Raw genomic sequence first — 14,996 nt, 5'->3', positions numbered from 1 at the left:
ACTGTCGCCAGGATCGCGGGGGACACGCGGTCGCAGCGACGAGAGGCGGAGCGGACGGATGGCGAAGCACTGGGCGGATTTCCAGTACGAGATCTATCTCCACGGCATGACGGGCGCCGTACCGCGGCTGCCGACGGATCTGAGCCGGCTGGAGCGGCTCGCCGAGCAGCGGCTCGGGCCCGGGCCGGTCGGCTATGTGGCGGGCAGCGCGGGCACCGGCAGCACCGCCGACGCCAACCGGGCCGCGCTGGACCGCCGGCGGATCGTCCCGCGGATGCTCCGCGATGTGCACGAGCGCGATCTGTCCGTGGAGTTGTGGGGCCGGGCGCTGCCCGCGCCGCTCGCGCTGGCGCCGGTCGGGGTGCTGTCGATCATGCACCCGGACGCCGAGTCCGCCGCCGCCCGGGCCGCCGCGGCCCAGGGCGTGCCGTACATCCTGTCCTCCGCCTCCAGCACGCCCATGGAGCAGGTCGCCGAGGCGATGGGTGACGGGGAGCGGTGGTTCCAGCTGTACTGGGCGAAGGACCGCGAGGTCACCCGGAGTTTCCTGAACCGGGCGAAGGCGGCCGGCTACACCGCCCTGTTCGTCACGCTCGACACCCCGCTGCTCGCCTGGCGGCCGCGCGATCTCGACCAGGCCTATCTGCCGTTCCTGCACGGTGTGGGCACCGCCAACTACTTCACCGACCCCGCGTTCCAGGCCGGGCTCGCCAAGCCGGTGCACGAGGACCCGAACGCGGCCGTCGGGCACTTCGTGGGGATGTTCGCCGACCCCGCCAAGACCTGGCCCGACCTGGCGTTCCTGCGGGAGAACTGGGACGGGCCGATCGTGCTCAAGGGCATCCTGCACCCGGACGACGCGCTGCGGGCCGCCGAGGCCGGTGTGGACGGGGTGGTCGTCTCCAACCACGGTGGCCGTCAGGTGGCGGGCTCCGTCGCCGCCGCCGACGCGCTGCCCCGGGTCGCCGAGGCGGCCGGCGGGCGGCTCACCGTCCTCTTCGACAGCGGTATCCGCACCGGCGACGACATCGTCAAGGCGCTCGCCCTGGGCGCGCAGTCGGTGCTGGTGGGGCGGCCCTACGCCTACGGTCTCGGCCTCGACGGCCAGGCGGGCGTCGAGCATGTGGTGCGCTGTCTGCTCGCCGAGTTCGACCTCACCCTCGCACTGTCCGGGCACTCCCGCCCCGCCACCCTGACCGCCGACGACCTGACCGAGGAGTCCGTATGACCACCGCGCCGCAGCCGGCCCCGGAGCCGCAGGCCGTGAAGAACGTTCTCGCCGTCGTCTCGCCGCATGTCGGCGGCCGTGCCGCCGGAGCCGCGCTGGCCGGCATCTTCCCCGGCCAGGCCCGGGTCACCGTCGTCGAGTCGGCCGACGAGGACCCGGCGGCGCTGCGCGACGCGCAGCTCCTGATCACCGGGCTGAGTCCGGTCACCGCCGGGCATCTCGCCGCCGCGCCGCAGTTGGAGCTCGTCCAGTGCGCCAGTCACGGCTTCGACTACGTCGACCTGGAAGCGGCCCGGGAGCGGGGCATCCCGGTCTGCAACATCGGCTCCAGCGGCGCGGAGAAGCAGAACGTGGCGGAGCAGACCTTCGCCCTGATGCTCGCCCTGGCCAAGCAGCTGGTCCCGGCGCACACCGCCCTCGTCCGGGCGGACTGGGCGCTGCCGCGGCTCCAGCAGTCCCTGACCGAACTCTCCGGCAAGACCCTCGGCATTGTCGGTCTCGGCCACATCGGTGAGGAAGTCGCCCGCCGCGCCGTCGCGTTCGACATGACCGTCGTCTACACGGGGCCGAGGGCCGCCGCGCCGGAGGTCGAGGCCCGTCTCGGCGGCGCCCGGTACCTGGGCCTCGACGACCTGCTGCGCACCTCCGACTACGTCACCCTGCACGCCCCGCTCACCGAACGGACCCGTGGTCTCCTCGACGCGGAGCGCCTCGCCCTCCTCAGGCCCACCGCGTTCGTCATCAACACCGCACGGGGTGCCCTCATCGACCAGGACGCCCTCGCGGACGCGCTGGAGGCGGGCACGCTCGCCGGGGCGGGTCTCGACGTCTTCGAACCCGAACCGCCCACGGCGGCACTGCGTCTGCTCAGGGCCCCGAACGTGGTCCTCTCCCCGCATGTCGGGGGCGTCACCCGCGAGACCCTGGTCCGTATCGCCCTGGCCGCCGTGCAGAACGTCATCGACCATCTGGAGGGCAAGCCACTGCGGGACGTGGTGTCGTAGCGGGGCCGGACGGGGCACCAGGTCCTTCCTGAATTTCAGCCATTGTCGGGGTGCCGGCCAGCGGGCCCGTACACCTGTGCGGCGCGGTGCGGTGGCGCGTTCCTGGCGCGCCACCGCCATTTCTCGACACTCCCGACGGCCGCCCCCTCGGCAACAGGAGTAGCGTCCGCCCGGCACCGGCTCCGGAGTGCCGGAGAGGCTTCACCAGGAAAGGCTGCGCACGCTCGTGGAACCCCGTGGACGCACCCGTTGGGCGATCGGCGGACTGCTCGCCGGCGGCATCGTCGTCAACTTCCTTGACCGTACGGCGATCTCGGTGGCCGGCTCCTCGATCGCCGACGAGTTCGGTCTGGACCTCCAGCAACTCGGGGTGGTGCTCTCTGCGTTCACCTGGTCGTACTGCCTGGTGCAGTTACCCGCCGGCCTGCTGGTGGACAGGTTCGGCGTCTCGCGGCTGACCCGGATCGCGTCCGCGTTATGGGCCGTCGCCGGCCTGCTGACCGCGGTGGCCGGCGGTGTCGGCCCCATCATCCTGGCGCGGCTGCTGCTCGGGGTGGCCGAGGGGCCGTCGATGGTCGGCGCCTCCAAGGCGACCGCGGCGTGGTTCCCGGTCAGTGAGCGCGGGATGGCGACGGCCCTGTTCGACGGCGCCACCAAGCTCGCCAACATGGTGGCGTTCCCGGTGCTGGCGTTCGTGATGAGCGAGTGGGGCTGGCGGGCCGGGTTCCTGTTCAGCGCGGCGCTCAGCCTGCTGTTCACCGCCGTGTGGTGGTGGGGCTACCGGGAGCCGTCCGCGTACCGCTCGCTGCGGCCGGCGGAGCGGGAGTTCATCCTCCGGGGCGGGGCACGGGACGCCGACCGGGGCGGGCTGCGGGAGTTCCGCTCCGCGCTGCGCTCCGGCCGGGTCTGGCTCGTGGCCTGCGGCTTCGCCTGCTACGGCTACACCATCAACATCGTGCTGACCTGGATGCCCGAGTTCCTCCAGCGGGAGTTCCACGTACGGCTGTTGCAGTCCGGCTTCTACGCGATGGTCCCGTGGGCGGTGGCGACGGTCGCCGAACTCACCCTCGGGGGCTGGCTGGTGGACCGGCTGATCCGCCGGGGCCGCGACCCGTGGGTGGTCCGCAGGACCGTGCTGACCTGCGGTCTGGCGCTCGGCGGCACGATCGGCGCCGCGGGGAGCGCCGGTTCGCCGGCCGTCGCGGTCTGCTGGATGTCGGTCTCCCTGGCGGGCCTGGCCATCGCCGCCCCGGTCGCCTGGGGGCTGCCCGGACTGCTCGCACCGCCGGGAACGGTGGGGGCGGTCAGCGGGCTGATGAACTTCCTCAACACGGCTGCCACCGCGGGCGGGGTGCTGCTCACCGGCTGGCTGGCGCAGGTGAGCGGGTCGTTCGAGGCGCCGTTCCTGTTCGCGGTGGCCGTGCTGGCGGTCGGGGTCGCACTCTACTGGCGGGCGCTGCGCCCGGCAGCCGTACGGGAACCGGCCGCGGCCCGGGAACTGGACCGGGTGTGACGGTCTCGGACGGCGCCGCTTGCTGCCCGTGTCAAGTACTTGCACATCGTGCGCAGCACCTGTGTCAGTCGTCACAGATTTGCCGCTCCACCCCAGGGAATCCCTACTTTTGCTGGGCAGTTGTCGGCAGGGGGGCGTGGGAAGCAGCTATGCACATCATCGGCCCCCTTCCCCTCCGGTCCGGTCCGGCTCCGCGGCGCCTTCGGCAGTCGCCGGGACCGTTCCGACCCGACCGGCACACCGCTCCGCCCGGTCCCTCCGCATCGGGTGCCGCCGCGGCGGAGGTTCTCCGCCGATGAACGACACGTCCGTCTTAGCGACCTGTCTGGCGCGGCTGTCCTGGCCGCCGGAGCGGCTGGCCCGGGAGATCAACAGGCGGTGCGGCAACGGCACCATCAGCAGCAAGGCGCCGTACAACTGGCTGAAGGGCGCATGCCCCCGGCGCCGGCTGCCGCACATCGTCGCCACGATCCTGTCCGACAAGCTCGGCGAGCCGATCGCGGTCGAGGCGTTGTGGCCCCAGCACTTCCCGTCCGCGGCCCCGCAGTGCCGGCGCATCCCCGCCCAGCGGCGCCGCGCGGCGCCCGGCCGGCGGCCGGCCGGCCAGGAACCGCTGACCGCGGCGGTGGACTGGCTGCTGGCCGACGAAGCGCTGCCGCCGCCCTCGCGGCTGCGGGGTGACGAGATCCCCGCGGTCGCGATCGAGGTGCTGGCCGCGAGAATCCAGCAGCTGCGCCGGCTGGACGACAGCGGCAGCAGCGGGCTCGTCCTGGAGTGGGCGCTGCAGGACCTCCAGTGGGCGGAGAAGCTGGCCGCCCAGTACTCCTACGACGCCTCGACCGGGCGGCAACTGCACCGCATCATCGCCGAACTCGGCCAGCTGGCCGCCTGGTTGACGGCTGATCAGGGCATGGACGAGCTGAGCAGCTCCCGCTTCCTGGCCGCGCTGGGCGCCGCTCGGGCGGCCGGCGACCGGCCGCTCGCCGCGTACATCATCTCCTGTATGAGCTACCGGGCCGGCTGGGCCGGCCGGACGGACGAGGCGCTGCGGCTGATCCGGATCGCCCGCAAGGGGTCGGTGCACGAGGACATGGGCATCGGCCAGGCGCTGCTGGCCACCCGCGAGGCCAGGGCGCACGCCGGTCTCGGCGACGAGGCGGCCTGCCGGCGGGCCCTGGACGACGCCGCCGAGCTGAGCCGGGCGGGCGGCCCCTCGGCCGAGCCGCCCTGGGCGTACTGGCTCACCCCCGCCGTCATGGTGGCCGATGCCGGCCGGGCCTGGCTGGAGTTGGGGCGCCCGGACCGGGCGGAGGGGCATCTCACCCGCGGGATCGAGCTGCTGCGGGGCGGCCAGCCGCGCAATCTGCTGCTGCACAGCGCCTCGCTGGCCGAGGCGCGGCTGGCGTGCCGTGAACTCGACGGTGCCGCGGAGGCCGCCACGGACGCGCTGTCCCTGGCCGAAAACGTCAGCTCACAGCGTGCCCACGCGCGGCTGACCGCGCTGCGGCGGCGGTTCGTGCGGTACGACGCCGCGGTGGCGCGCGACGTCGTGCAACGGGCCGATGATCTGCTGGCCGTGGACCCGGCGCGGGCGGCGGGCTGAGGCGTGGCCACCAAGTGCCGTTGCCCGCAGGGCCGTTCCGCGATTGTCCGTGCGACGGCCGCGCCCACCGCCCGTGCGGCGGCGCGGGCCTGCGTCCCGCCCGTCACACACTGAGGGTGGCCCCTCCCCCGCGCGCATCAGGACATGACCCTCGACATGGAACGGCATCCAGGAGAACAGGAACATATGCGAGTCACTCATGAGGTACCGCTTGCCCCGATGACGACGCTGGGCCTCGGCGGTCCGGCGGCGGTCCTCTGCGAGCTGTTCGACCCCGCGGACTTCCCCGCGTTCGTCGCACTGGCCGACGCCTCCCCTGGCCGCCCGGTCTGTCTCGGCGAGGGCAGCAACGTGGTGGTCGGCGACGCCGGATGCCCGGGCGCCGTGCTGCGGATGAGCACCAAGGGCCTTCGGATCACCGGCGGCACCGCCGATGGCCGGGTGCTGGTCGAGGTCCAGGCCGGTCACCTCCTCGGCGACCTGGTCGACACCACCATCGCCGAGGGCCTCACGGGCATGGAGATGCTGGTGGGCATCCCCGGGACCACGGGCGCCACACCGGTCCAGAACGTCGGCGCCTACGGCCAGGAGACCGCCGACTGTCTGGTCGAAGTGACCGCGTGGGACTGGGAGTTGGGCCGCAGGGTCACCCTGGACGCCGCGGCCTGCGGTCTGGGCCACCGCACCAGCGTCTTCAAGCACTCCCGCCGGTGGACCCTGCTGACCCTGGTCTTCGCGCTGCGCCGGTCCGAACTGAGCGCGCCGGTCACCTACCGTACGGTCGCCGCCGCGCTCGATGTCCCGGTCGGGAGCAGGGTGCCCCTGGACGAGGCGGCCCAGGCGGTGCTCGCCGTGCGGCGGAGCAAGGGCATGGTGCTGGGCTGCGCGGGCGCCGATGACCGGTCGGTCGGCAGTGTGTTCCTCAGCCCCGAGATCACCCCGGCGCAGGCCGACGGCCTGCGGACGCGCAGTGCGCCGGTGAACCGGTTCCCCGACGGCTCGACCCGGGTCAGTGCGAGCTGGCTCATCCGGCAGGCCGGTTTCGAGCTGAACAGCCCGGTCGGCACCGGCGTGCGCGTCTCCTCGCGGCACTACACCCTGGTCGCCGACGAGGGGGCGACCGCCACCGGCTTCACCCGGGCGATCGAGCGCGTACAGCAGGAGGTGCTGCGCCGCACGGGGGTCCGGCTGACCTCCGAGCTCGACTTCCTCTGAGTTCGGCTTCCTCTGAACTCGACTTCTCTCTGAGGCGGCGCAGGCCGCGCGGGGCACCGAGGTGGGGCGCAACCTAACACAGGCCCGCAGCACGGGAGTTGGTCCTCAGCCAAAGATCAAAGGTGCTTGACCCCGGTCCGCGGCCTTGGATGGAATACGTCGGCGGTTGCGCCATATCGCCGCAACAACCGGAAATACTCCGGAATTGAATTATCTTTCTTGGAGGGGATCATGGAGAACGTCGCCATCAGCGTGGACGAATTCGACCTCGACCTGGACATGGACCTCATGGAGCCGGCCGAGACCGCCGTGAAGGCGCAGGACCCGCAGCTCATGACGCAGGTCTGCTCGCCCACCACCTGGCCTTGCTGAGACATGGGTGCGGGGTGCTGCGGGAGGCCGTCCCGCAGCACCCCGCACCCATGCCGGCCGAGGCGGTGGCAGGGGAACGGGGCGGGGGCGGACATGAGCGGTGCGGCTGAGGTGGCCTTCGAGTGCGGGACGGTGGCCCTGGTACGGGCCGCGGCCCTCCCCCTGCCCCCGGACGAGCCCCCGGTCCGGCAGCCTGGCGAGGCCCCGCCCGAGGAGGAGCGGCTGCGCCGGCACATCACCCGGCTCGCCGCCGACCCACGGCTCATGGAAGCGGTCGGCCTGGCCGGTCCGAGCCTGGCCCCCGAGGTGGACCGGGTCGTCGCCGGGGAACGGCTGCGGCTCAAGTCGCTGCGCCGTATCGCGCTGTCGCTGACGAAGTACCACTCACGGATGTCCCACCGCCCCACTCCGTTCGGCCTGTTCGCGGGGGTCGGTCTCGCCGGGTTCGGAGCGGCGTCCGCGGGGGAAGCGGTCGGCGGCGGGCGCAGCGTGACCCGGCCCGACGCGGCCTGGCTGGACGACGTGCTGGAGACGCTGCGCGAGGCCCCCGCCGTACTGGAGCGTGCCCGGCTCACGGCCAACAACCTGCACACCGTCCGGGACGGCCGTCTGGTGCTGGTCGACCACCATGACCGCACCGGGAAACGGCAGGTGACGGGGTCGGTGCGGCATACCCGGGTGGTCCGGCACCTCCTGGCGGCCGCGGCACGCCCCACCCCCTTTCCCCGGCTGGTCGAGGAGGCCGGGCGGCAGTTCCCACAGGCTCCCGACGGGGCGGTCGAGGCGGCCGTCGGGCAGCTCGTGCGCGGCCACTTCCTGCTGACCGACCTGACGCCGCCGCCCGACTGCACCGCGCCCCTCGACCACGTACGGGACCGGCTGCACGGGATCGACCACCCGGCGGCCCGTGAACTGTGCGCGATTCACGGGGAGTTACGTTCCCTGGACGCCGACCCGCCGGGCGCACGGCGGTCCCGGCGGGCCGCGGTCTCCGCACGGATGCGGGCGCTGCGGCCGGCGTCCGACGTCCTCCAGACGGACCTGTCCCTGGGCATACGGCTTACCCTGCCGCGGGACGTGGCCCGGGAGGTGGCGCAGGCCGCGACGGTGCTGTGGCGGACCTCCCCCGTCCAGCGCGGCAATCCGCAGCTGCGCGACTACCACCTGGCCTTCCTCGAACGGTACGGCACCGAACGGCCGGTCCCGGTCCTGGAACTGCTCGACGAGGCACGGGGGTTGGGGCTGCCGCGCGCCTACCGGCAGCCCACCGCCGAGCCCGCCCCCGTGTCCGGTGCGCGCGACCGGGTCCTCGGCGAGCTGCTGATGGACGCGGCCCGCCGGGGCACACCGGAAGTGGTGCTCGACGAGGAGACCGTCCGCGCCCTGGAACCCGCGGAGCGCGGGCCGGCCCCGCCGAGCATGGAGCTGGTGGCCGAGCTGGTGGCGCCGGACCGGGACGCCCTGTGCGACGGGGACTTCCGTCTGGTGCTCGCTCCGCAGGCGGTGTCGCCGCTGGCCGGGGCGATGTTCAGCCGGTTCGCGCCGGTGCTCGGCCGGTCCGGTGCGCAGATCCGGGATCTGGCCCGGCACCCGGAGCGCGGCGCCCCGGACGACGAGATCCCGGCCTGTGTCGCCTACCGGCCCCGGGTGGCGCGTGCGGCCAATGTGTCCGCCGTACCGCAGTGGCTCTCGCACCGCATCCCGCTGGGTGTCGGGCCCGCCGCGGCGGAGACGGCGCACGACCTGCGGTTGGAGAACCTGGCGGTGCGGGCGGACCCGGAGCGCCTCCGGCTCGTCGACACCACGACCGGCCGCGGGGTGCGGCCGCTCTCGTACTCGATGCTCTACCCGGGCAACGGTCATCTGCCGTACGTGGCACGGTTCCTGCTGGAACTCGGGCAGGAAGGCCGGTCCTTCTGCGCGCCGTGGAGCTGGGGAAGCTGGCACGCGGCTCCCGCGCTGCCGCGGGTGCGGTACGGCCGGACGGTGCTGTCCCCGGCGCGCTGGCTGCCGGACCGGGCCCTGCGCGCCGCGGCCGGCCAGGGGGACGAGGAGTGGCGGACGGCGGTGGGGCGGTGGCGGCGGCGCTGGGACGTCCCCCGGCGGGTACTGCTCGCCAAGGCCGACCACCGCGTCGCGGCCGACCTCGACGACCCGTCGCAGCTGGCCGTCTTCCGTGACGAGGTGCGGCGGGCGGCCGGGCTGACCGTGGTGGAGCAGGTCGGCGGCCGGGCCGGACGGCAGTGGTTCGGGGGGCCCGAGGGGCCGCACGCCGCCGAGTTCGTCTTCCCCGTCCTCGCCCGGCCCACGGGCCGCGGCACCGGCGACCGCATCCGGCGGGACGCCCCCGGGACGGCGCCGGCCCCGCTCCCGACGGCGGGCCCGGACGGCGGCCTCCCGGGCGCGCGCGGCCATCTGCCCGGTGGCGAGTGGCTCTACGCGAAGCTCTACGTACCCACGGCCCGCCAGCCGGAGGTGCTGACCCGTCACCTCGGGACACTCACCGACCCCGGACTGCTGCACAAGGCGGGCGTCGACCGCTGGTTCTTCCTCCGGTACGAGGACCCCGAACCGCACCTCCGGCTGCGCTTCCACGGCACGCCGGAGTCCCTGTGGCCGGTGCTGCTGCCCGAACTCCACTCCTGGGCACGGGCGCGTACAGAGGCGGGGCTCCTCGGGAAGGTGGTCCTGGACACCTACGAGCCCGAGGTCGAGCGGTACGGCGGACCGGCCGCCCTCGGGCACGCCGAGCGGGTCTTCCAGGCCGACAGCGAGTCCGTCGTCAGGTTGCTGGCCATGGCCCCCGACCAGCTGGGCGATCCGTCGGCGTCGGCCGCGCTGGGCATCCTCGACATCCTCACCCGTCTCGGCTCCCCGCAGGAGGCGCTCGACCGGCTCAGCAGCCCGTCGGTGCTGGAGCGCCGGGGAGAGATCCCGCGGGCCCGGAAGCAGGAGGTCGCGGCGCTGCTGGACGCGCGGGGCCGGCCCCGGCCACCGGCCGCGGCGGACGGGTGGGGCGTGGGGTGGAGCAGCCGCGGCCCGGCGCTGGCCGGCCTGCGCGAGGCGCTGTCCGCCGCCGGGACGGACCCCGGCCGGACGGCGCGGATCGCCCTGAGCCTGGCCCATATGCACTGCAACCGGCTGCTCGGACCGCGGCGCGAACAGGAACTGACGGCGCAGGTGACGGCCCGTGAGGCGCTGTCGCTGTGGCTCGGCAGGAGGCGGAACGCCGGATGAGCGCACCTCTCGCACTGTGCGACGCGGCGTCTGACCTCGCCCTCCGTGTCGCCGGTCTGCTGAGTTCACCCGAGCAGGTGGCCGGCACCGCCCGTGCGGCGTTCGCCGCGCTGCCACCGGAACTGCTGCAGCCCGCCTGGCAGCCCGCGTCACTGCTGCTGGGGCACCCCGGTGTCGCGCTGCTGCACATCAGATGCGCCCGGAACGACGCACGGCACGCGGCGCTCGGGCACGCCCACCTCGCCGCCGCCGTCGCCGCGACCACCGAAGCGGGCCCGGCCGCGGTCGGTGATCTGCTGCTGCCCGCCCGGCTGCACGCCGAGGCACACGGCGGATACGCCCGGCTGCTGGCCCGCTGCGCCGAGGTCCACGCCGGATACGTCCGGGCCCGCGTCGCCCGGCTGGTGGCGCGGCGGCGGGAGCACGGACCGGGGCTGGCGGCCGAGGACTACGACGCGATCTCGGGCCTGGCGGGCCAGGGCCGCGCCCTGCTGTCGGCGGCCGACCACGGCGACGAGCGGTGCGCCCGCGCGCTCGGCGACGTCCTCTCCTTCCTGGTCGGGATGACCCTTCCCGTACGGTCCCCCGTGGCGGACGACGGCCTCCAGGTGCCGGGGTGGTGGTGCGCCCCCGGCCGGTATCCCGTCCCGCGGGACCGCACGGAGTTCCCGAAGGGTGACCTCAACGTCGGTGCCGCCCACGGGATTTGCGGCCCCCTCGCCCTTATGTCCCTGGCCTACCGCGCGGGACACCGGGTGCACGGCATGCCGGACGCCCTCCGCCGTATGGCCGACTGGGTGGTGAGCGTGGGCCACACCGACGGCCTGGGCATGCGGTGGCCCGGCCGCGTCCCGCATCCGGAGACGGCGGGTTCCCGGCCGGAGGCGCCGGCGTCCTGGCGGGAGGCGGGGGCGCGGAGCCGCCCGGGGTGGTGTTACGGGACGGCCGGGATCGCCTGGGCCCTGTATCTGGCCGGGCGGGCGCTGGGTGACGACCGGCTGACGGCGCTGGCCGAGGATGCGGTCAGCGGTCTGGTGCGCCGCCCGCACGACGCCGCCGTGGCCGCCGACCCGGGCTTCTGCCACGGCCGGGCGGGCGTCCTGCACGCCGTGAGCCGGATGGCGGTCGCCACGGGGCGCACCGAGTGGTGGGCGACGGCGGACGCTCTCGCCGGGGAGCTCGTGGCGGAGTGCGACACCCGAACTCCCTTTGGCTACCGTCAGGTTGTGCCGCCCGCCGACCCGTTCGCGGCCGCGCCGCACCGGGTGCACCACCCCGGGCTGCTGGACGGCGCCGCCGGAATCGCCCTCGTCCTGGCCGACTACGCGGACGCCCGCCGGGGAGCCGCTCCGCAGGAAGGGAACGGCTGGGACGCCGCCTTCCTCATGAGCTGACCGCGGCGGGGCGGCGCCCGCACCCCGCCCCGGTCAGAAGCCTCCCGCCGTCGGCCGGATCGCGAAGCCCGTCAGCCCCTCCGGCTCCTCCTCCCGCACGGACACGGCGTCGACGGTGGCCGACGGCGGGCCCGTGTGCGCCCAGTCGACCAGCTGCCGCACCCGCTCGGGCTCCCCCTCGAACACGGCCTCCACCGTCCCGTCCGGCAGGTTCCGCACCCAGCCGGCCACCCCGGACGCCTCGGCCGTGCGTCGGCAGGTGTCGCGGAAGAACACGCCCTGCACCTCTCCGGAGACCACCACCCGTCTGCGGATCATCCGTGCCTCACCTCGTCACCTCGTCCCTCGATGGCCCTCCCCCGCCCCACGGTCACCGGGCGGCGCCACGCCCGGACGGCGCACGGCTCACGGAGCGTCCGGCGGCCGCGGCGGCACGGGCGAAGCGGGAGGCGTCGCGGACGGCCGCCCCGCCCGGGTCGTTGTTGAAGTAGGTGTGGACGTCGGCACCGTCCGGCCAGGTGTCGGCGATCCGCCGCACCCAGGTGGTGAGCGCCTGCCCGCCGTAGCGCGGCCAGGGGTCCGCGCGGCCCTCATGGAAGCGCACATACCCCCAGTCGGCGGTCCGCCACAGGGGCGTCACGGGCCGGGAGCCCCGGTCCGCCCAGCACAGCGCGGCACCCCGCCGCTCCAGCACCGCGCGGATCTCCTCCGTCCACCACGAGGCGTGGCGGGGCTCCACGGCCACCCTGGTGCCGGCGGGGAAGCAGCCGAGGCAGTCGTCCAGCAGCCGGGCGTCCACCCGCAGGGTGGGCGGCAGTTGGAGCAGGACGGGCCCGAGCCGGGGCCCGAGGGCGGCGGCGCGCGACATCAGCCGCCGGACCGGCTCCTCCGGATCGCGCAGCCGCTTGATGTGGGTCAGATAGCGGCTCGCCTTCACGGCCATCACGAACCCCTCGGGGGTCCGGTCCCGCCAGTCCGCGAAGGTCTTCTCCTCGGGCAGCCGGTAGAAGGCGGCGTTGCTCTCGACGGTGGCGAAGTGCCGCGCGTACTCCTCCAGCCACCGCCGCTGCGGCCGGTCCGGCGGGTACAGCACCTCACGCCAGTCCTTGTACTGCCAGCCGGAGGTTCCGACGAGAACGGTCATGCCCGCATCCCTGCCCGGTCCGGGGTGCGGCGTATCAGCCGTGCCCCGGGCCGCAGCCACCACGGCGGGCCCCGACCCCCGTCAGCGCGCCGGCACACCCACGGTGTGCAGGAACTCCCCCAGGAACTCGTTGAAGACGTCCGGGCGTTCCATGTTGGGGTAGTGCGCGGTGCCGTCGATGGTTTCGGCCCGGCCATGGCTGACACCGCGCGCCAGGCGCTCCCCCATGCCGATCTGGTCGGGCGCGTCGATGGCACCGCTGAGGGCCAGCACCGGAACGGTGATCTTCGCCGCCCGCGCCCAGGTGTCTGCCACGGGGAGCTGCCAGTCCGGTTCGGTACCGGTGTGCTTGGCGAGCGTCCGCTCGGCCATCGCCCGCAGCCGTCGTACGACGTCCTGGTCGACGTCGTCGAGCGTGCGGCACGGGCCGGCCGCGAACAACATGAAGGCGTCGATCCAGCCCGCGACGTCACCGGCCGCCAGGGCGCGGTCCTGCTCGGCCACGATGCCCTTGACCCAGGGGTCGTGGAACTCCGGCTCGCTGGTCCCGGCACCGCTGACGACCAGCGCGCGCACCAGCCCGGGGTGCTCCAGCGCGGTGTCCACCGCGATGCCCGCGCCCATCGAGAGTCCGACGAGGACCACAGGGCCGACGTCCAAGTGCCGCAGCAGCGCGGCGAGATCGTCGGTGTGCCGGAACGCTCCGGTCGCGATCGAGGAGGCGCCGTGGCCGCGGGCGTCCGGGGCGATCACCCGGAAGTCCGGCGTGAGGGCCGCCAACTGGTCATCCCACATGCCGCTGTCCAGGAAGCCGCCGTGCAGCAGCACCACCGGGGGCCCGGCACCGATGTCGCGGTAGGCGAGGCGGCCGCCCCCGGTCTCGAAAAAACGCATGGCTAAGACATCACTCATGACAACCAAGGTGTCACATTGGCCATCACTTGGCAACTGAGGTGTCATTCTGGAGCGGTGACCGACATCGAACTGCCCCTCGCCCCCGACGACCTCGCCCACCGGCTCACGGAGGTGTTCGACCTCGTGGGGCCCCTGTACCGACGCGTACAGCGCAAGGTCGAACAGGCCGCGCCGGTAGAGGGACTGTCCGTCGGCGTGCGCGCCGTCCTGGACCTGCTGCGCGACAAGGGCCCCATGACCGTCCCTCAGATGGGCCGGGCCCAGGCGCTGAGCCGGCAGTTCGTGCAGCGCATGGTCAACGACGCCGCTGACCGGAAGCTGGTCGAGATCACCCCGAACCCGGCACATCAGCGTTCTTCGTTGATCCGGCTGACCGATGAGGGCAGGGCAGCCATCACCGCGGTACTCGCGCGCGAGCACGCGCTGCTCCGTCACGTCCAGGGGAATCTGACCGACTCCGACGTGCGGGCGTGCGTGCGGGTGCTCACGGAGATGCTCGCGCTCTTCGACCAGGTGGAGGTGGACTGAGGTACGCGGGGCGCCTCCCCGGGCGCACCCTCACCCTCGCGAACACGGCGTCAGCTCACCCGGAGGCACCCAGCGGTAGCACCCGCCCGCCTCTTGGCCGAGCCAGCCGTTGACGCTGTGCAGGCCCCGTTCGTTGAGCTGTGCGTCATGGATGCCGTAGGCGCGCTCCGGCCTGACCGTGCGGACGAAGTCGATGGCCTCGGAGGTGCGCAGCCACGAGGCCTGCACGGGGACGAACAGCGTCTCCACCGGTCTGTCCGGCACATGGAGCGAGTCGCCGGGGTGGTAGAGGCGCTCGTCGATCAGGTAGCCGAGGTTGGCGCAGTCCGGGAGGTCGCCGTAGATCCGCGCGTGCCGGCCGCCGTGTGCCGTGACGGCGAAGCCGGCCGCGCTGAACTCCTCGCCGGGCTCCACCTCGATGACGTCCAGGAGGCCGCCGAAGTCCGCGCCCTTGGGCGCGAAGACCGGCACGCCGAGTCCCTTGAGCCGCAGCACGTCGACATGGTCGGCGTGCTCGTGTGTGACCAGGACCGCGTCGGCACCGGGCAGCGCCCGCGCCTCGCTCCAGATGCCGGGGTCGATGACCAGGGTCCCGCCCCCCGGACGCTCCAGCCGGACACAGGAATGGGTGTACTTGGTGAGGCGCATCCTGCGGAGAGTACGCGTCGGGGGTGCGGGTGTCAGCACGGTGCCATGGCGTCGGCCGCGCCCACCGGCACCCCGGCGGCGACGGCGGGAGCGGCTTGACCCGGCTAGGCAGTTTCGTTTGGATCAGCTGGTCGTTGGTCTGGGTGTGCCGTTAACAGATGCGCAGTGGGCGCGGATCGAGCCGTTGCTTCCGGA

General features: G+C 73.8%; 13 protein-coding genes. 9 read left to right on the top strand and 4 right to left on the bottom strand.

Features of this window, described 5'->3' with window-relative positions; all coding sequences use genetic code 11:
- Window positions 1-58 precede the first annotated feature (58 nt).
- The 8 genes from ACWC9R_RS05320 (at window position 59) to ACWC9R_RS05285 (ending at window position 11,566) form a co-directional block, all read left to right on the top strand.
- Window positions 59-1,228, top strand: a complete 1,170-nt coding sequence (locus ACWC9R_RS05320) for a lactate 2-monooxygenase (protein ID WP_450729050.1) — start codon at window positions 59-61, stop codon at window positions 1,226-1,228.
- Window positions 1,225-2,232 (top strand): 2-hydroxyacid dehydrogenase, encoded by a 1,008-nt coding sequence (locus tag ACWC9R_RS05315; protein ID WP_450729049.1) that lies wholly within the window; start codon window positions 1,225-1,227, stop codon window positions 2,230-2,232. Before ACWC9R_RS05320 ends, ACWC9R_RS05315 begins: the two co-directional genes overlap by 4 nt.
- 226 nt (window positions 2,233-2,458) lie before the next feature.
- Window positions 2,459-3,745, top strand: a complete 1,287-nt coding sequence (locus ACWC9R_RS05310; protein ID WP_450729048.1) for an MFS transporter — start codon at window positions 2,459-2,461, stop codon at window positions 3,743-3,745.
- 295 nt (window positions 3,746-4,040) lie between these two features.
- On the top strand, window positions 4,041-5,348 hold the full coding sequence (locus ACWC9R_RS05305; RefSeq protein WP_450729047.1) for a hypothetical protein: 1,308 nt from the start codon (window positions 4,041-4,043) through the stop codon (window positions 5,346-5,348).
- Between the two features lie 186 nt (window positions 5,349-5,534).
- A complete protein-coding gene (locus ACWC9R_RS05300) occupies window positions 5,535-6,563 on the top strand; it encodes a UDP-N-acetylmuramate dehydrogenase (RefSeq protein WP_450729046.1) in 1,029 nt (342 codons plus the stop codon).
- Window positions 6,564-6,794: 231 nt separating this feature from the next.
- Window positions 6,795-6,935 (top strand): hypothetical protein, encoded by a 141-nt coding sequence (locus ACWC9R_RS05295; protein ID WP_362601760.1) that lies wholly within the window; start codon window positions 6,795-6,797, stop codon window positions 6,933-6,935.
- Between the two features lie 93 nt (window positions 6,936-7,028).
- Window positions 7,029-10,172: a lantibiotic dehydratase gene (locus ACWC9R_RS05290; protein WP_450729045.1), complete on the top strand. Its 3,144-nt coding sequence runs from the start codon at window positions 7,029-7,031 to the stop codon at window positions 10,170-10,172.
- A complete protein-coding gene (locus tag ACWC9R_RS05285; RefSeq protein ID WP_450729044.1) occupies window positions 10,169-11,566 on the top strand; it encodes a lanthionine synthetase C family protein in 1,398 nt (465 codons plus the stop codon). The genes ACWC9R_RS05290 and ACWC9R_RS05285 overlap by 4 nt, the downstream gene beginning before the upstream one ends.
- A gap of 33 nt (window positions 11,567-11,599) precedes the next feature.
- On the opposite strand, the gene ACWC9R_RS05280 is transcribed toward ACWC9R_RS05285, so the two are convergent.
- The 3 genes from ACWC9R_RS05280 to ACWC9R_RS05270 all read right to left on the bottom strand — a co-directional run bounded on the left by ACWC9R_RS05280 (window position 11,600) and on the right by ACWC9R_RS05270 (window position 13,622).
- Window positions 11,600-11,884, bottom strand: a complete 285-nt coding sequence (locus ACWC9R_RS05280; protein WP_450729043.1) for an acylphosphatase — start codon at window positions 11,882-11,884, stop codon at window positions 11,600-11,602.
- A 52-nt stretch (window positions 11,885-11,936) separates the two neighbouring features.
- Window positions 11,937-12,710 (bottom strand): DUF72 domain-containing protein, encoded by a 774-nt coding sequence (locus ACWC9R_RS05275; protein ID WP_450729042.1) that lies wholly within the window; start codon window positions 12,708-12,710, stop codon window positions 11,937-11,939.
- An 81-nt stretch (window positions 12,711-12,791) separates the two neighbouring features.
- A complete protein-coding gene (locus tag ACWC9R_RS05270; RefSeq protein ID WP_450729041.1) occupies window positions 12,792-13,622 on the bottom strand; it encodes an alpha/beta fold hydrolase in 831 nt (276 codons plus the stop codon).
- A gap of 57 nt (window positions 13,623-13,679) precedes the next feature.
- Here ACWC9R_RS05270 and ACWC9R_RS05265 point away from each other — a divergent pair, with 57 nt between their 5' ends.
- The gene (locus ACWC9R_RS05265; protein ID WP_450729040.1) at window positions 13,680-14,153 is read left to right on the top strand and encodes a MarR family winged helix-turn-helix transcriptional regulator; all 474 of its coding nucleotides are present in this window, start codon (window positions 13,680-13,682) and stop codon (window positions 14,151-14,153) included.
- A 30-nt stretch (window positions 14,154-14,183) separates the two neighbouring features.
- Here the strand turns inward: ACWC9R_RS05265 and ACWC9R_RS05260 are convergent, their stop codons facing one another.
- Complete coding sequence (locus ACWC9R_RS05260) at window positions 14,184-14,801, bottom strand: MBL fold metallo-hydrolase (protein WP_450729039.1); 618 nt, start codon at window positions 14,799-14,801, stop codon at window positions 14,184-14,186.
- Window positions 14,802-14,996: the final 195 nt, after the last annotated feature.

This window comes from Streptomyces sp. NPDC001219 (assembly GCF_053597915.1).
The sequence above is the reverse complement of the archived record's forward strand: the minus strand, read 5'-3'. Positions and strand labels throughout refer to the sequence as shown.